Below are 16820 nucleotides of genomic sequence, written 5' to 3'. Positions count from 1 at the left end.
ATGGCGGCGACCGCTCCGCCCTTCTTCGCCGACCGGATGCCGCCGGACCACCCGCGGGCCACCGCCGCCGAGCGCACCGCCTACGACCGCTACCTGGCCGCCCGCAACCACTACAAGGAGGAGCTGCTGGACGAGGTCGTGGCCGCCGCGAGTGACAGCCCCGGCGGTCCGGTGCTGGAGGTCGGCACCGGCTACGGGGGGCTCGGCGTCGAACTACTGCGCCGCGCGGCGCGGGACACGCCACTGGAGCTGCACGCCGTCTGCGAGTCGGAGGCGGCGCGCGAGCTGTACGCGCGGCGGCTGCACGACGCGGGTGTCACGGCGCGGCTCCGCATCGCACCCGGCGGTGTCCCCGACCCGGACGACGCCGCCTGGCGCGGGCGGCGCTTCGGGACCGTCTACAGCGCCAACGCGTTCAACACCTGGCCGGACCCGGCCGGCGCGCTGGGCCGGCTGGCCGCCCTCACCGCACCCGGCGGGCGGGTGCTCGTGAACGATCTGCGGCGCGACCCGGACCCCTTCATCCTCGAGTACTCGCTGCGCGAGATGGCCGACGACACCTCGGAGGAGGGCCGCTACCGGCTGCGCACCTACCTCATCTCCCTCCAGGGCGCCTACACCCGCGCCGAGGTGTACGACCTGCTGCGCCACGCGGGGCTCACGTCCTGGACGGCCGAACCCGACGGCCCGATGGCCCTCACCCTGCGCTTCCGTCGCGCCGTCGCACGGACGCGTCCGGCCCCGACCGCTTCCACCGCCCCATCCGACCCGTGGAGGTCCCCGTGACCCAGGAGACGATCACCCGCAACTTCCTCGACACACCGAGTTTCTGGCGCGAGTATCCCGAACGCGACATCGAGTTCGTCCGGTGGTACCCGTGCGACGTGGGGCCGCTCAGCCCCGAGCAGGTGTACGCCAGGCAGGAGAAGTTCCCCAGGACCACCTCCTTCTACGTGCACATCCCGTTCTGCAACCAGGTGTGCACATCGTGCCCGTACAACAAGTTCAACACTCGCAACACCCTCGTCCAGCGCTACATCAAGGCCCTCAAGGCGGAGATCGACCTCTACTCGAAGTCGCCGTACCTGCGCGACGTCGTCTTCACCTCCGGCTACTTCGGTGGTGGCACCCCGACCACGCTGCGCGCCGAGGAACTCGACGACCTGCTGGGCTTCATGAAGCAGCGGCTGAACTTCAGCGACGACTGCTCCGTCACCATCGAGTCCACCCCCGTCGACGTCGACCAGCAGAAGCTGGACGTGCTGCTCAAGCACGGCGTCAGCCGGATGAGCCTGGGTGTGCAGACCTTCCACGACCCCATCCTGCGCTACCTCGGCCGGGCCCGGGCCCACACCGGTGAGTCCGCCACCCGCACCATCGAACTCATCGCCCGCAGCGGCCTGGAGAACCTCTGCATCGACTACATGATCGGCATGCCGGGCCAGACGCACGACCTGTGGGCCCAGGACATCCGCACCCTGATGGACCTGCCCGTCACCTCGTTCTCCGTCTACAACTACGCGGTGCTGCCGGGTTCCGAGGTCTTCTTCGCCCTGCAGTCCGGCGCCACGCCTCCGTGCCCGAGCACGCGGGAAGCGGACGAGATGTACCAGTACCTGCACACCACGCTCATGGACGCCGGCTACCTGGCCCTGACGTACAACGACTTCCTGGAGCCGATGCGCCCCGAGTGGGAGGCCGAGGGAGCGACGACCTACCCGGTCCTCCTCGACGGCTCCAAGCCGTACCGGGGCATGGAGACCGACACCTTCCGCCTCACCGACCACCTCTCCCAGGTCTGGGGCCGGTGCGGAGACATGGTGGCCATCGGCTCCGGCGCCTACGGCTACCTCAACAATCACATGTACCTCAACCAGCCCGACATCAACGCCTACATCGACACCTGCAACTCCGGCCGGCTGCCGGTGGTCATGGGCGCCTACACCGACGAGCACGAGCAGCGCTGCCGAAGCCTGGTCCTCGGACTGAAGCTGCTGCGGGTCAAGCGCTCGGTGTACCGCGAGCGGCACGGCGTCGACCCCTACGAGTACTTCAAGGACAAGGTCGACTCGCTCGTCGAGAAGGGGCTGCTGGTCGTCACCGACGAGGCGCTCCAGGTCACCTACCCCAAGGGCTGGTACTACATCGACAACATCTGCAAGACCTTCTACTCCGACCGCAACTACCGGCTGCCGCAGCCCACGTCGGCGAGCACCGAGATCCTCAACTGGCAGCTCGACCGCACCGACGGACGGAAAGGACTTCCCATTGTCCAGTCCTGAGACCACCGCCACCGCACCGGCCACCGCCACCGAGGTACCCGAGACGCCCGTACGGCGGCGCGCCCGTCGGCAGAAGATCTTCGACCTCGCCGAGCGGGTACCGCGCAAGGACACCTTCGACGATGTCGACGAGTGCCGTGCCTACGACCGGAACATCCGCACCTCGATGATCATCCCGATGCAGCACATGATGAAGCTCATCGGCCCCTACTGCACCGGGGGCAAGGACGTCCTGGAGGTGGGCTGCGCCAGCGGCCTGATCTCGCTCCGCCTCGCCGCCCAGCACCCGGACTCCCTGTTCACCGGGGTCGACAACAACGACGCCTTCCTGGAGGTGGCCCGGGAGAACACCATCTTCGCCAACCTGGTCGGCTACGGCGGCGACTTCGGCTGCGAGTGGGCCAGGCTGAGCAGGCTGCCCTACGAGGACGACTCCTTCGACGTCGTCTTCAGCTTCTGCGCCGTCGCCCGCTGGGACAAGCCGGAGCGGATCGTCGCCGAGTGCGCCCGGGTGTGCCGGCCGGGAGGCATCGTCGTCCTGTACGACCTGGCGCGGGACGCGGAGGAGGGCATGGTCTCCTTCGTGTTGCAGTACGCCGACGGCGACGCCGCCGAGTTCATGGACTCCCTGCGTGCCTCGTTCAGCGAGCCCGAGATGCGCCGGCTGCTGGCGGAACGCGGACTGGAGAGCTGGACGGTGGCCAAGGAGAACATCAACCTGATCACCTCCTCCCGTCCGCTGAACGTCGGCTACACCGTCGGCGAGCCCGGCATCTACAACAACGACACGGCATGATCCCCGGTACCCCGAGCAGGAGGGTGCGCGTCGGCCTGGTGCAGTTGTCCGTGGCCACCAACCGGCGGACGGAGAACCTGGCGCGTGCCGAGGGGCTGGTCGCCGCGGCGGCCGCCGACGGCTGCGAACTGGTCGTGCTGCCCGAGGCGTTCGCCACCGCGCTGAACCTGCCCAAGAGCCACGAGGTCGCCGAGCCGGTACCCGGCCCGGTCACCTCGTGGCTCGCCTCCCAGGCCGCCCGGCACGGCGTCTGGCTCGCCGCCGGAGTACTGGAGCGGGCGGGTGAGCACGTGCACAGTTCCGCCGTCCTCGTGGACGCTGCCGGCCGGATCCGGGACGTCTACCGGCGCAGCGTCGTCTACGACCTGGAAGCCCACTTCCTCACCGGGGAGGTGGGCGCCCGGGCCGTGGACACACCGTTCGGCCGCGTCGGCCTGGTCGTCGGCTACGACATCCAGTTCCCGGAGGTGCTGCGCACGCTGTTCGCCGACGGCGCGGAGATCATCCTCTGCCCGTCGATCCTGCTGCGGCCCTTCGCGGAGCCGGTGCGGCAGATGCTCCTCGCACGGGCCGCGGAGAACTGCGCGTACGTGCTCTTCGCCGCGGCGACCGGCGAGAACACCCTGGCCGGTCTCACCTACATGGGCCGCACGGCCGTCGTCCGCAGCCCGATGGCGATCGGCGCCTACTCGCGTGACTTCCGCAAGCAGACCCCGGTGCTCGCCGAGGCTGACCGCGAGGAGTGCGTGGTCGCGGCCGACCTGGACCTGCACGAGCTGCGCCGGATGCGCGACGCGGCCCCCTTCCTGGCCGATTTCCGACGCTGCGGGCTGAGCGAGGCCCTGGCGGACGCCACGTCCGCACCTCATCCGTCGGTCACGGACACCGTCCCGCCCCACCCCGCCCAGGCAGTTGGAGAGTCACGGTGAAGCCCACGACACGGCCCCGAGTGGCCCTGCTCCAGACCCTCTGGGACCTCGACCCCGAGGTGAACCTGCGCCGGGTCCTCGCCCTGCTGGACACCGTCGACGAGGCCGAACTGATCGTGCTGCCGGAGTTCTTCCTGGGACCGCCGTTCTACTTCCCCGGCCGGGCCCACCTGAAGGGCGTCATCGACCAGCCCGTGCCCGGACCCGTCTTCGACCGGCTCGCGGAGGCCGCCCGCCGCACCGGCGCGTACATCCTGTGCGGCACCGTCGTCGAGCGCGAGGGCGACCGGTACTACAACACGGCCGTCCTCCTGGACGACCGGGGCGAGGTGGTCGTCAAGGCCCGCAAGACCCACCGGTTCGCGGCCGAGATGGTCTCGGTGACCGCGTCCGACGAGTTCGCCGTGGTGGACACGCCCTTCGGGCGGGTCGGGATCTGCGTCTGCTCGGACTTCTGGATCCCCGAGGTGCCGCGCATGCTCGCGCTGCGCGGTGCCGAGATCATCGCCGTTCCCGGCGCGGCCCTGCGCGGCAACATCCAGATCACCCGCCCCTGCCTCCAGGCCAACTCCTCCTTCAACGTCTGTTACACGCTGCTGGCCAGCGCCGTGGGCGGGGTGACCGGGGAGCGGGCCGGACGTCAGGTGTCCATCGAGGTCGCGGGCCACAGCACGGTGGCCGCGCCGGAGGAACTGCTCGGGTCCCTCGAAGAGGAGGAGGCGGTGCTGCGGGCCGAGCTGGACATGGACCATCTGCGCGGCCTTCGCGAGGTCGACCTGTCCTTCCGGCGCAGCCTCTACTTCTGTCTGCACGGGCGGCGCCCCGAGTTGTACGGCCGGCTGCGCGAGCCCTACAGCGGCCATCAGGACCTGAAGTCCCTGCTCACCGAATACCTCACCAGGAGGTGACGCACATGATCTACCCGGCTCCCGCCGCCCTCCCCACCGGGGCGGAGCAGGAGAGGTATCTGAACTCCGTCCTCGGCTGGTTCGAGGACGCCGCCCGCACCACGCCCGACACCGCTCTGACCGGCTTCCTCGGACACCCGGTGGACCTGCGCACACTGCGCATCACCGGTTTGCACCATGTGGCGGTCTACGTCGGTGACTACGACCGGGAGGAGGACTTCGACCAGTGGCTGGCCCTCGTCGAGAAGTCTCCCGACACCGAGGACGTGCGGACCGGCCCCTCGCACATCGCCCCGCGCGAGTACGGCACCCCCGGCCACTGGATCAACTGCCGGGCGCACGGCCAGGAGCTGGAGCTGTTCACCTGCCGGGCCCGCGGCGGCTGGGCCGACCGGCCGGCCGGCCAGAAGAACGCGCTGATGTCACACTTCGGCCTGGCCGTCGACGCTCCCGACCACGTCCGGCCGCTGCTCGACTACCTGGCGACCTTCGACGGCGTGGAACTGCTGGCGTTCGCCCCCGAGGACGAACTCGGCCACACCTACGGGCATCTGCTGCGCCGTGACACGGACCGGGTGCTGGAACTGGTGCACCCCGGCGGCTCCTCCCCGGGGAGGTGAGCGGCCGTGACCGTCCAGCCGCCCGCGCGACTGCCCGACAACGCCGCGGGCAGGTTCTACGTCAACGAGGAGTGCACCGACTGCGACACCTGCCGGTGCATCGCCCCGGACTTCTTCGTCCGCAACGACGCCGCCGGATACACCTACCTCGCGGTGCAGCCGCTGACCGAGGACGACGAGGACGCCGTCTACGAAGCCATGGACTGCTGCCCGGCGGACGCCATCTGCGAGGAGGAGTGAGCGTGATCCGGATTCTGGGCATCGGCGGCAGCATGCGCCCCGGCTCGACCAGCCAGGTGCTGCTGCGCCGGGCCCTGGCCACCCTCGCCGCCGACGGATGCGAGACGGAGCTGCTCGACCTGCGCGCGCTGCAACTCCCTTTCTGCAACGGCGACAAGAAGGAGCCGTGGCCGCACTTCCCCGGCGTGCGGCGGCTCCGGGAGGCCGTACGGGCCGCGGACGGGGTGATCCTGGCGGGGCCCGAGTACCACGGCACGGTCGGCGGGGCGCTGAAGAACGCCATGGACCTGCTGGACTTCGAGCACATCGAGGGCAAGGCCCTGGGCGCGCTGGTCGCACTCGGCGGGCGCAGCAACTCCAACGCCCTCAACGATCTGCGTCTGATCGCCCGCTGGCTGCGCGCCTGGATGGTGCCCCAGCAGGTGGCGGTCCCCCAGGCGCGCCGGGCACTGATCGACGGCGAGCCGGTGGACGTGGAGGTGGCCGCGCGGGTGGACGAACTGGCGCGTGCGGTGGCCCGTGCGGCGGAGCTGCTACGCGTTCGCGACGACGAGGCCGTCACTCACGGATGACGGGCTGGCGCAGGATCGTGCGCAGTTCGCCGGGGGGCGCCGTCGAGGCCGGCACCAGGTAGATCTCGTGGTGCCGGCCCGCCGGCGCCAGACCCTGGGCGTCGAGATGCCGGTGAAGGGCCCGAATGGAGGCGGGCTCGTTCTCGATCGCGCCCTCGTGCAGCAGCTGGACGCACAGGCCCTCGTCCAGCGCGTGCTCGCGCAATCCGGCCGCGGCGGCCTCGGCCTCGGGTGTGTCGGCCTTGGTGCCCAGCTGCGCGCGGACCGCCTCCAGCCGGGCGGCGTCCACCGGCTCCGGCTGCCGCAGCAGCAGGGTCCAGCGCCAGCTGGTGCGGTCCTGCCACAGTTCGGGGTCGCCGCTCTCGAGGTGCAGCCGCTCGTCGGTGCTCCACCACAGGCCCTCGAGCGGGCACGGCCCAAAAGCCGTGCCGTCGGCGGGGGAAGTGTCCACGGCCACGGCCTGCGTCGCCATGGAGAGCGTGGCGGCGGCCGCCGCGAACCTCTCGGACCCCTGCGGGTCGCCCTCCCCGTCCACGGCCAGGTAGTGCAGCGGTGGCACCTCCACCAGCGCCGGTGTCGGCGTGGCTTCGTACAGCCTCGTGAACGGGTGGCCGGGACCGCGGTTGCTCATCGTACTTTTCCTCGCGACTTCGAAGATCTGACGCTGTGAAGAACGTCCCCGCGCCGCGAAGGACACGGCGGACACATTGACCACCCGGGTCAACGGACCAGATCCCGTACGTCCGGCCCTTGACCTCCGCGGCGAAGGGGACCCGGCACGCCTTCCCTCCCGACTGGCCCGCGATGAGTCTTTGCCCTGCCCGTGCCCCACCCGGGTCCGTGACCACCCCCCTGACGGAGGCGAAGATGGCAACGTTCGTTCTGGTCCCCGGTGCCTGGGCAGGCGGCTGGATCTGGCGCTCGGTGAGCGACCGGCTGCGCGACGCGGGGCACCGCGTGTACACCCCGACCCTCACCGGCCTCGGTGAACGCTCTCACCTCGGCGGCCCGCACATCGGCCCCGGCACCCATGTCGAGGATGTGGCGGGTGTCCTGACCTATGAGGGTCTGGAGGACGTGGTGCTGGTCGGGCACAGTTACGCCGCGGCCGTCCTGCCCGGCGTCGCCGACCGCTGCCGTGAGCGGCTGCGCGGCCTGGTGTACGTGGATGCCGCACCGCTGCCCTCGGGAATGGCGCCCGCGGAGCTCCTGCCCGCCGGCCTGCGCGAGACCTTCGCCGACTCCGTGGCGCGGGACGGTGACGGCTGGGCCCTGCCGGTACCGCACTGGGACGAGCTCACCCGCACCTTCGGCACCGTCGGCATCAGCGACGCCCAACGCGAGCTGATGACGCTCCTCCAGACCCCGCATCCCTGGTCCTGCTACACCCGCGGTGTGGTGCTGGAGCACGGCAACGACCCGGGCCTGCCGCAGACCCTGGTCTGCTGCGCGATGCCCCCGCAGCAGCGTGAGTTCTTCCGCGGCGATCACAGCCCACTGGCGGGTGACTGGACCTTCCGGGACCTGCCGACCGGGCACTGGCCGATGCTCTCCGACCCCGGCGGGCTGGCCGCCCTGCTGTCCCCGGCGGCGGAGGGCTGACCCGCCCCGTCCCGCGTGACGACGGCTCCACCACGACGGCGGGCTCCGGGTCCACGGCCCGGAGCCCGCCGGCGTACGTCCGCCCGACGGCCCGCCCGTCCGGTTCACCATCCCGGTCAACTACCGCAGGGTTCCGGCAGAAGTAAGTGACCTCCACGGATCCCCTTGCCGCCGGCCCGGCCTTCCCGACCGCGCCCGCTGGAAGACTCCGCCGCACGGGTCACCACGGCCCGTCACGCCCACCCGGACGAGAGGTGAGACGGTGGACACAGCCCCGCGGCACGACAGCGGCCCGCCCGCACTGGACCCGGCCTGGGAGTACGAGAGCCTGCGGCTGGACCGGCTGGCGGTGATGACGGACCCGGCGACGCGGGAGATCCTCGAGGCCCGCGCCCCGGAGAACCCCCGTGAGATCGTGGAGATCGGCGCCGGCTCCGGATCGGTCGCCCGCGCACTGGCGCGCCGTCATCCCGAGGCCCGGGTCTGGGCGACCGACATCGACCTGCGGCATCTGGACACCCAAGGGCTGCCCAACCTGGTCCCCGTGCGCCACGACGCGGGCAGTGACCCCGCCCCTGTGGCAGACGTCGACCTCATCCACTGCCGGTCCGTCATGATCTTCCTCGACGATCCGCACGCCGTACTGGAACGCCTCGTCGGCTGGCTCGCGCCCGGTGGCTGCATCGTCGTGGAGGAGCTCGCCGGATTCCCGCCGTACGACCCCACCACCGTCCTCGGCGGTGCCCTCGACGCCGTCTCCGCGGTGCTGCTCCGCGACGCGGGCGCGGACCCGCAGTGGGTGCGCGACCTCATGGCCGACCCGCCGGAGCCGCTCATCCGCCACGGACTGGTGGACTGCGGAGCCCAGATGCGGGTCTACCCCTTCCACGCCGGCAGCCCGGCGTCCGAGTTCTCCCGGCTGACGCTGCAACAGCTGCGGCCCCGGCTGCTGGGCCAGGGTCACCTCACCGAGGACCACCTCGACGCCGCGGTGGCCCTGCTGGGCGGCCACGATCTCGACGAACCCGCCAGCGCGGTGCTCAGCGTCTGGGGTCACCGACCCCGCTGAGTCACCGCCGGATGCCGAACCCGTTCCCCGCACCTGAACCGAAGGAGTGGACCACGATGACCGTCCAGGACCGGGGCCACGAGCAGAAGATGCTGACCACGTACCTCCTGCGGCCCGGCAGTTTCGACCAGGCCACCGACGTGCTGGAACGGCACTGGCCGACGCTGCGGCGCAAGGGCCTGGTCACCGGCGAGCCCTCCTGGATCGCCCAGGGAAGCGGCGACGACGGCCCGTTCGTCGTCGAACTGGTCACCTGGGGCGTGCCCGACGCCGTCGACCGGGCGTATCTCGATCCCGAAGTCAACTCGATCTGGCAGGAGATGTTCGCTCTCACCGAGAGCCGCGGCGCCCGGCCTCCCGTCGACTGGCCCGCCGTCACCCAGCTGGCCGGCGGACCGGCGCACACGGCCGCCGGGGGCACGGTCGTGCAGACCCTGACCGCCTACCAGGTCCGGGAAGGCCACACCGGCCGGCTGGCCGAGCTGCTGACCCGCTGCTGGGCGGCGCTGCGAGCGGCGGGCCTGCTCGCCCCCGGAGCCGAACCCCGGCTGTACGCGGGAGAGAACCCGCACGGCCCCTTCCTCGCCGAGCACCTCGCCTGGAGCGACCCGAGGGGCCCGGCGAAGGCCACCGCCGACACCGCCGTCGCCGAACTGTACGGACAGGCCGCGGCGCTGGCCGAGGAGCGCGGTGACCGGCCCGGCGTCGAGCAGTGCACCGTCCGGCCACTGCACTTCGGGTTCATGACGGAAACCCCGACTGGAGAAGACTCGTGACCTCACCCACCGACACCAACAGCAGGGCCGCGGGTATCAACCCGTGGGCCGCGCTCGGCATGCTCTGCCTCGGTGTCTTCATGACCCTGCTCGACGTGACGATCGTCAGCTCGGCCACGCCGAGCCTGATCGAGACGTTCGACGCCTCGATCGACCAGGCGGTGTGGGTCTTCAGCGCCTACATCATGGCCTTCGCCAGCACGCTGATCCTCTCCGGCCGCCTCGGTGACCTGTACGGGCCGCGGCGGACCTACCTGATCGGCCTCACCGTCTTCGTGGGCGCCTCGGTGCTGTGCGGCATGTCCCAGGCCCCCTGGCAGCTCATCGTCCTCCGGGCCGTGCAGGGCGTGGGCGGCGCGCTGGTCGTCCCTCAGCTCATGCCGATGATCACGACCCTGTTCCCGCCGCAGAAGTGGGGTGCCGCGTTCGGCTTCACGGGAGCGCTCTCCGGGCTCGCGGTACTCGCCGGCCCCCTGGTCGGCGGGGTGCTGGTCACCGGCGCCGGCTGGCGCTGGATCTTCTACGTCAACCTGCCCATCGGCCTGCTGACCTTCGCGCTCGTCATGCGCTATCTGCCCGACCCGCGGCCCGCCCGCCGTCAGCCCCTCGGCATCGGTTCCGTCCTGCTGATGCTCGGCGGCATCGGTGGTGTGGTGTTCGCGCTCGTCGAGGGCGAGCGGCTGAAGTGGTCGGGCACGGTGTGGGCGGTCCTGGCGGCCGGACTGGCCTTGTTCGCCGTCTTCCTCGCGGACCAGCGGCGCCGTCAGTCCGGCGTGCCGCTGGTGCCCTTCGCACTCTTCCGCATCCGCAACTTCACCCTCATGAACCTGATCGCCGTCACCGTCGGCTTCGGAGTGGTGGGTGCCTTCCTGCCACTGACGCTGTACCTTCAGTCCGTGCAGGGCCTGTCCGCTTCGAAGGCGGGTCTCGTCATCGCCGTCATGCCCCTGGTGTCGGTCCTGGCGGCCGGGGTGAGCGGACGCCTCATCGAGTCGACCGGGCCCAAGCGGATCCTCATCTGCGGCATGGTCTGCTTCTCGGCGGGCCTCGGACTGGTCGCCTGGCAGGCGACGCCGGACGCCTCGGTGTGGCAGCTCGCCGGACCGCTGGCACTGGCCGGCGTCGGCACCGGCTTCACCTTCGCGCCCATGTTCAGCGTCGGACTGCGCGATGTGCCGCCCGAGCGCAGCGGTGTGGCCTCCGGCACCGTCAACACGGTCCAGGAGTTGGGCGGGCTGCTCGCCAGCGCCACCATCGGCGTGGTGCTCCAGCTGCGCCTGGGTTCGGGGCAGAACATCGCCACTGGCCGGCCCGTCGAGGGCGGCGAGCGGTCCCCGGCGGCACTGGACGCCTTTCACGACACCCTCGCGGGCGCCATCCGTACGAGCCTGACCATTCAGATGTGCGTCCTCGCCGCCGGTGCCCTGTGCGCACTGGCGGTGCGGAACGCCGCGCCCGCCGTCCCGCCGCAGGCACAGCCTGCCGGGCAGCAGGAGCCGCGGCCGGCCGGGATCGACTGACGCGACGGCTCCCCCGACGCCGCGCAGCGACCGGCCCCGGCCCCGCTCCCACCGCGGAGCGGGGCCGGCACGTCCGTACCCCGCACGCCACGAATGGGGCGGCGCGACGACCGCCGTGCGGCACGGTCTAGCGGCGACGCACGAACCGTGCCCGCTCATCGGGCTCCAGGCGCTCGGTCGCGTAGCGCACGGTGATCCGCGGCAACTCGGGGGCGTGCCGGTCGAGGAAGCCCACCATCGCCCGCTCGTCACGGCGGCCGATCTCCCGGAGCATCCATCCCAGCGCCTTGTGAATGAGCGGCTCCGGATCCCGGCGGAGCGCGAGCACCAAGGTGAACGTCGGCTCGTAACGGTCGGCACGGATCAGCGCCAGCGTGGCCAGCACGGCGATCCGCCGCTCCCACAGGGAAGCCGACCCCGCCAGCCGGTCCAGGACCTCCAGCGACTCGTCCAGGAGCCACGGCCCCAGCACGACCGGTGCGGATCCGTCCACCAGATCCCAGTTGTCCACGCAGTCGGTGCGCGCCAGATAGAAGTCCACCAGCGACGTACGCTCCGCGCCCCGGGTGATTCGCACCTGCTCGGCCAGCACCAGCAGCCCCGCGAACCGTTCGTCGTGCACCCGGCTGCGCAGCAGCGCGTCCACCTCGTCAAGCGTCAACTCGCGGTATCCCCGCGCGAGTTTGCGCAGGACCGGAACCCGCACACCCAGCAGCTCGTCGTCGTCCGCGGGGCTGAGCACCCGCTCCTGCTGGGCACGCACCTGCGGTTCGGCCAGCTGCCGAAGCTCGGACCTCAACCGTTCGAGTGAGGAAGTCGTCATGCACCCGGACGCTAGCGCAGCGCCGCGTCGGCCCGCCCTGTCTCCCTGCCCGAACGCGGGCCTGGTCAAGTACCTGCCGCGCGTCGCCGTCCCCGTTGACCGTGGCGGCGAAGTCCAGCCGCCCACGCTTGCCGCCCGCGCGCGCGTCCGCCGACGCTGCCTGGAACACCGGCTCGCGGACCGGACGACGACGAGGAGAGATCCGACATGGCGAAAGAGACGTTCAAGGTGGTGGTCATCGGTGCGGGCCTGGCCGGGCTGACCCTCGCACAGGCCCTGCGCACCCGGGGCGTGGACGTGGAGGTCCACGAACGCGACACCGCACCTACCGACCGGTCCCAGGGGTACCGCATCCACATCAATCCGACCGGAACCAGGGCGCTGCGCGCCTGCCTGAGCGACGAGTTGTTCGAGCTGTTCCTGGACACCAGTGGCAGCGGTGGCCAAGGCCTGCGCTTCACCGACCACCTGCTGCGCCCACTGCTCAGCCTCGACGGACCGCACAGTGCGGACCCGCTGCTCAACCACCAGTCGGTGTGCCGGGTCACCCTGCGCCACCTGCTGCTGCGCGGTCTGGACGACGTGGTGCACTTCGGCCGGCACTACGAGCGGTACGAGGAACTCCGCAACGGGTCCGTCGTCGCCCACTTCGCCGACGGCTCCACGGCCCGCGGCGACGTCCTCGTCGGCGCGGACGGCTGCCGCTCGCGGGTGCGCACCCAGCGCCTGCCGCAGGCGCGGGTCATGGAGACCGGGGCCATCGGCGTGGCCGGAAAGCTCCCCCTCGACGAGGAGCTGCGCAGCTGGATCCACGCGCCGCTGCTGGCCTCGGCCCACATCGTCATGGGCCCGCACGGCGCCCGCATGTTCGCCGCCACCCACGAGTACCGCAACCGGCCCAGCAAGGCCCTGGACCTGGGAACGGCCGGTACCGGCGGGCTGCTCTTCGACACGGACACCGACTACCTGATGTGGGCCGTCACGGCCAGTCCCGAGCGCTTCGCCCTGCCCGCCGACACCTCGCTGAGCACCCCGCGCCAGCTCGGTCAGGCGGTGCTGCGCCTGGTCGACGGCTGGCACCCGGTGATCCGGCGCGCCGTCGCCGACGCCGATCCGGAGACGCTCACCGGGCTCCCCGTCCGCAGCGCCGTGGCCGTGCCCGACTGGGCCCCCTCCCGGGTGACCCTGATCGGAGACGCCGCCCACTGCGCGACCCCCCTCGGTGGAATGGGGGGCAACATGGCGTTGCGCGACGCCGAGCTGCTGTACGTCGCGCTCGTGGAGGCGGCCCGCGGAATCCGCCCCGTGGCTGAGGGCATCGGCAGGTACGAGACGGCGATGCGCGCCTACGCCGCGGATGCCGTGCTGAAGTCCAGGAAGAACCTGGACCGTTCCCTCACCGAGAACCGGATGAGCCGGGCCGTGACCCGGGCAACCTTCCGGATGATCGACCGCATCCCGTCGGTGAAGCGGCGCATGGCCGCCGAGGCCGGTGGCTGACGACTCAGCCCGTCGGACCTGACCCCGGCGGCACCGGCCGAAGGGGAAGGCTCACCCATGCCGTGGTCCTGGCCTCGGGCAGGAACCACGGCATCCGCTCGTACTCCACCAGATACGGGACCGGCGGGTGGGTCCCGTCGTACAGCCCCAGCATCACCGCACTCACGGCAAGGTGCATGAAGGTGTACGGAATCAGGTGCACCGGCCCGCAATGCGTGATCCGCAGCCGCCGTTGCGCGGGGATGACCTGGAGCCCGATGCCGTCCGAGGGCACGAACGCCTCGGGCACGGCCGTTCCGACATCGAAGCGGATGGAACCGTCCCGGTAGAACTCCGGGTCGTCATGGGTGATCTCCAGCGGCTGCTGTTCGTCCGGCTCGTAGCCGTGCACCTCCAGCCAGTCGCGCAGCTGTTGCCACCTGCCCGCCAACGACGCGTGCGTGCCGAAGTGCCGCAGAAACGCCACCAGCCGGCCCGGGCTGTCCACCTCCATCAGCTCCGAGCAACCGGGCCCGGACTCCAGCCACGGCCCGGTCGGCTCGCGCCGCCGCAACTCGGCGGGCGTACTGCCGAACGCCTCCCGGACGGCCCGCGTGAAGGGGGCGTGCGCCGAATACCCGCAGCGCGCCGCCACCTCGTACACCGGCCAGTCGGTGAACACCAGCCGGTAGACAGCGATCTCAAGACGGTACCGGCGCACATATCGCTGGACCGATTCCCCGGTGGTGTCCCGGAAGATCTTGCGGAAGTAGTGCGGCGCCGTGTGCACCTGACGTGCGATGACGTCGACGTCTACACCGGGAGAGGCGTCGCGCAGCGCGGTGACGATATGCGGTATGGCTGAAAGGACCCGGCTGTCATGAAGTGCCGCGGTGGTGGAACGCATCGCGCCGCGCGCCGCAGAGCCTTTCTGGGCGGATTCCTGCACTGGAGCCCCCGTATCCTGCAGGCAGGCGTCGCCTCGAAGGTGAGACGGCGCAAAGTGTACGCATCGAACGAATGGGCATCGATCTCCTGAGTGGTGAAATCTTGCCACAGCACAGCGCTCGGTCAAGGCGCTTGGTGGCCAACATGGACCATCCGGAGTCGTTCAATACCAAACAGAAGAGTGTTTAGTCAGATGCGCTGCGCGAACAGCAGGAAACCATTCACGTATAAAAGATCAGTGAATTCAGGAGCTGAAGCCGCTTCTGCCCGGGGACTACGGTTGGTCGGGTATCCGTTGAAAACGGAGCACGGAGGCGAGGCGCGAGTGAAGCAAACGGTCTTCAGACGGCTGTGCGAGGAGCGTCAGTGGGCTCGTCCAGAGGTGTTTCTCAAGGTGTACGCCAGGGTCGCCGCCGGCCTCGGAGAGTCCGCGCAGGTGACGGCGCGGCAGTTTCACCGGCGGCGGCAGCCTGACCCACCGTGCCCAGGGCTGTCGAGACAGCGGGTGCTGGAAGAGATGTTCGGAATGCCACTGGAACGGCTCGGCTTCACCCTTCCCCCGCACCGCCGCCGCTCGACGGCGGACCTGCCCGCGTGTCCGACGTCTCCGCTGTCTCCGCTGTCTCCGTCGCCGATGGTCGGCTGCTGTCAGCTCAGGCCGGTGTCGCCGGGAGCCCGCGCGAACCGCACGACGCCGCGGGCGGAGGGCTGCGGTTCGCCGTGCTGGGTCCAGTCCGCATCTGGCGTGGTGAGCGGAAGCTCGCGGCCCTCAGCGACGCGGTGTGGGGTGACGTGCCACCGCCCGAAGTGATCGCCGGATTGCGCACCTACGCCTTCCGGCTGCGCCGGAAGCTGGGGCCTGGCGTGCTGGTTTCGGAAGCCGGGGGTTACGCGCTCCGAGCGGGATCGAAGGCGCTGGATCTCGAGGTGTGCGAGGGGTACGAGGCGCGAGCGAAGCGCGCCCGGGCGGAAGGGGATCCGTCTGAAGCGCGGAGACTGCTGCACATGGCGCTGGTGCTGTGGGATGGGCAAGCGCTGGCCGGGGTCCCCGGCCGACTGCGGGAGCGGCTGCGCATCATGCTGATGCTGGCGCTCTGTCGCAGCGGCCGGCAGGCCGAAGCGCTGGGTGTCTACACCGACACCCGCCGCCTGCTCGCCGACGAACTCGGTGTGGACCCGGACTCGGGACTCGCCCAGATGCATCAGCGCATCCTGCGCGCCGACCCCACCCTCACCCTCCAGGCACGCCCGTCCGATGCGGAAGCCCCGCACATTTCCGTACCGCGCCCGGCCCAGCTTCCAGCGGCAATGGCAGTCTCCGCGGTACGGGGACTGGGAGGGGCGGGCAAAACAGCTTTGGCCGTACACGTTGCTCATTCGGTACGGGAAAGCTTCCCCGACGGGCAGCTGTTCGTGGATCTCCTCGGCCAACGTTCCCGCCCGGCCGACCCCGCGGCCGTACTGGGCGTGTTCTTGCGCGCCCTGGGAACCCCCTCCGCCGACCTCCCGGAGGGATTGCACGAGCGGGCGGCGTTGTACCGCTCAGTCCTCGCCGACCGCCGCGTCCTGGTTCTGCTCGACAACGCCCATGACACGACACAGGTACGCCCCTGCTGCCCGGTGCCCCCGGTTGCGCCACCCTGATCACCAGCCGCACCTCCATGGTCGGCCTCGACGGCGTCCACTCGGTCGACCTGAACATCATGGACCCATCAGAGGCCATGGCCCTGTTCACCTGCATCATCGGCGAAGAGCGGGCTGCCACCGAGCCAATCGGTACAGAAAGCCGCTCACATCGCCGGAGTGCCCGGAGCGGAAGGCCGGGCGTACCTTGCCCTCGCAGGCTTGTTTCCTCATGACAGAGGACAGCAACAAGCCGACGACGATGCCCGCCAGGCCAGCGTCCTCGCAGCCACGGCAGAAGACTCACTCGCCACCTGCCGTGCCTCGAATATAAGCAACATTATCGCGAGCTTTGAAAAACGGCACGAAGATGCCGAAGCACACTTCCGTGAGGCACTTAAGGGTTTCCGCGCCGACAACAATCTCTCCGGAGCGGCCAGCGCCCTGTCCAACCTCTCCCGTGTACACGCTGCCACAGGTCGCGTTGACAGCGCGATCGAACTGGGCCCGCGCATGCTGGCGCAAGGCACTAACGGTGGAACTCCGAGATGACCGAAGAGAGGAAATACGAAAACTTCTACAATCCCGCGACCACTGAGCCCCTGAAGCTCAGCGAGCCCACCCCGCATGCGG

17 protein-coding genes and 1 pseudogene are annotated in these 16820 nt (G+C 70.5%); 15 read left to right on the top strand and 3 right to left on the bottom strand.

The genetic code is table 11. The features are described from left to right. The 8 genes from KHP12_RS49925 to KHP12_RS49890 are packed head-to-tail and all read left to right on the top strand — an operon-like array spanning position 1 to position 6347. Positions 1–786 (top strand): class I SAM-dependent methyltransferase, encoded by a 786-nt coding sequence (locus KHP12_RS49925; RefSeq protein WP_211834792.1) that lies wholly within the window; start codon positions 1–3, stop codon positions 784–786. After that, complete coding sequence (locus KHP12_RS49920) at positions 783–2282, top strand: coproporphyrinogen-III oxidase family protein (protein WP_086879432.1); 1500 nt, start codon at positions 783–785, stop codon at positions 2280–2282. The genes KHP12_RS49925 and KHP12_RS49920 overlap by 4 nt, the downstream gene beginning before the upstream one ends. Next, positions 2269–3078 (top strand): class I SAM-dependent methyltransferase, encoded by an 810-nt coding sequence (locus KHP12_RS49915; RefSeq protein WP_086879431.1) that lies wholly within the window; start codon positions 2269–2271, stop codon positions 3076–3078. The genes KHP12_RS49920 and KHP12_RS49915 overlap by 14 nt, the downstream gene beginning before the upstream one ends. Then, positions 3075–4007 carry a carbon-nitrogen hydrolase family protein gene (locus tag KHP12_RS49910; RefSeq protein ID WP_086879430.1) on the top strand — a complete coding sequence of 311 codons (933 nt, stop codon included), beginning with the start codon at positions 3075–3077 and terminating at the stop codon, positions 4005–4007. Before KHP12_RS49915 ends, KHP12_RS49910 begins: the two co-directional genes overlap by 4 nt. Further along, positions 4004–4915 (top strand): carbon-nitrogen hydrolase family protein, encoded by a 912-nt coding sequence (locus KHP12_RS49905; protein ID WP_086879429.1) that lies wholly within the window; start codon positions 4004–4006, stop codon positions 4913–4915. Before KHP12_RS49910 ends, KHP12_RS49905 begins: the two co-directional genes overlap by 4 nt. A 5-nt stretch (positions 4916–4920) precedes the next feature. Next, positions 4921–5535, top strand: coding sequence for a hypothetical protein (locus KHP12_RS49900; RefSeq protein WP_086879428.1), 615 nt, complete (start codon positions 4921–4923; stop codon positions 5533–5535). Between the two features lie 6 nt (positions 5536–5541). After that, on the top strand, positions 5542–5775 hold the full coding sequence (locus KHP12_RS49895; RefSeq protein WP_086879427.1) for a ferredoxin: 234 nt from the start codon (positions 5542–5544) through the stop codon (positions 5773–5775). Positions 5776–5777: 2 nt separating this feature from the next. Next, positions 5778–6347, top strand: a complete 570-nt coding sequence (locus KHP12_RS49890) for an NADPH-dependent FMN reductase (protein WP_308289546.1) — start codon at positions 5778–5780, stop codon at positions 6345–6347. Here KHP12_RS49890 and KHP12_RS49885 read toward each other — a convergent pair. Further along, a complete protein-coding gene (locus KHP12_RS49885; protein WP_211834791.1) occupies positions 6334–6978 on the bottom strand; it encodes a GyrI-like domain-containing protein in 645 nt (214 codons plus the stop codon). The two genes, KHP12_RS49890 and KHP12_RS49885, sit on opposite strands and share 14 nt — an antisense overlap. Before the next feature lie 236 nt (positions 6979–7214). On the opposite strand from KHP12_RS49885, the gene KHP12_RS49880 reads away from it, so the two are divergent. From KHP12_RS49880 to KHP12_RS49865, 4 genes are all read left to right on the top strand, one after another. Next, a complete protein-coding gene (locus KHP12_RS49880; protein ID WP_211834789.1) occupies positions 7215–7949 on the top strand; it encodes an alpha/beta fold hydrolase in 735 nt (244 codons plus the stop codon). A 262-nt stretch (positions 7950–8211) separates the two neighbouring features. After that, positions 8212–9018: a class I SAM-dependent methyltransferase gene (locus KHP12_RS49875; RefSeq protein WP_086879423.1), complete on the top strand. Its 807-nt coding sequence runs from the start codon at positions 8212–8214 to the stop codon at positions 9016–9018. 56 nt (positions 9019–9074) lie between these two features. Next, a complete protein-coding gene (locus KHP12_RS49870) occupies positions 9075–9794 on the top strand; it encodes a hypothetical protein (protein ID WP_086879422.1) in 720 nt (239 codons plus the stop codon). Further along, on the top strand, positions 9791–11314 hold the full coding sequence (locus KHP12_RS49865) for an MFS transporter (RefSeq protein WP_308289545.1): 1524 nt from the start codon (positions 9791–9793) through the stop codon (positions 11312–11314). The genes KHP12_RS49870 and KHP12_RS49865 overlap by 4 nt, the downstream gene beginning before the upstream one ends. 127 nt (positions 11315–11441) lie before the next feature. Here the strand turns inward: KHP12_RS49865 and KHP12_RS49860 are convergent, their stop codons facing one another. After that, positions 11442–12137, bottom strand: coding sequence for a DNA alkylation repair protein (locus KHP12_RS49860; protein ID WP_086879421.1), 696 nt, complete (start codon positions 12135–12137; stop codon positions 11442–11444). 207 nt (positions 12138–12344) lie between these two features. Between KHP12_RS49860 and KHP12_RS49855 the strand changes: the two genes are divergently transcribed. Beyond that, positions 12345–13637 (top strand): FAD-dependent oxidoreductase, encoded by a 1293-nt coding sequence (locus KHP12_RS49855; RefSeq protein ID WP_086879420.1) that lies wholly within the window; start codon positions 12345–12347, stop codon positions 13635–13637. A gap of 4 nt (positions 13638–13641) precedes the next feature. Here the strand turns inward: KHP12_RS49855 and KHP12_RS49850 are convergent, their stop codons facing one another. After that, entirely contained in the window at positions 13642–14523 is an 882-nt protein-coding gene (locus KHP12_RS49850) for an AraC family transcriptional regulator (protein ID WP_086879419.1), read from the bottom strand. Positions 14524–15206: 683 nt separating this feature from the next. Here KHP12_RS49850 and KHP12_RS49845 point away from each other — a divergent pair. Both KHP12_RS49845 and KHP12_RS49840 read left to right on the top strand, forming a co-directional pair. Beyond that, a pseudogene (locus KHP12_RS49845) lies at positions 15207–16333 on the top strand (AfsR/SARP family transcriptional regulator); the annotation flags it as partial. A 76-nt stretch (positions 16334–16409) separates the two neighbouring features. Then, positions 16410–16739, top strand: coding sequence for a tetratricopeptide repeat protein (locus KHP12_RS49840; protein ID WP_211834788.1), 330 nt, complete (start codon positions 16410–16412; stop codon positions 16737–16739). Positions 16740–16820: the final 81 nt, after the last annotated feature.

Origin of the sequence: Streptomyces asiaticus (genome assembly GCF_018138715.1) — a bacterium.
GTDB lineage: Bacteria > Actinomycetota > Actinomycetes > Streptomycetales > Streptomycetaceae > Streptomyces > Streptomyces asiaticus.
The sequence above is the reverse complement of the archived record's forward strand: the minus strand, read 5'-3'. Positions and strand labels throughout refer to the sequence as shown.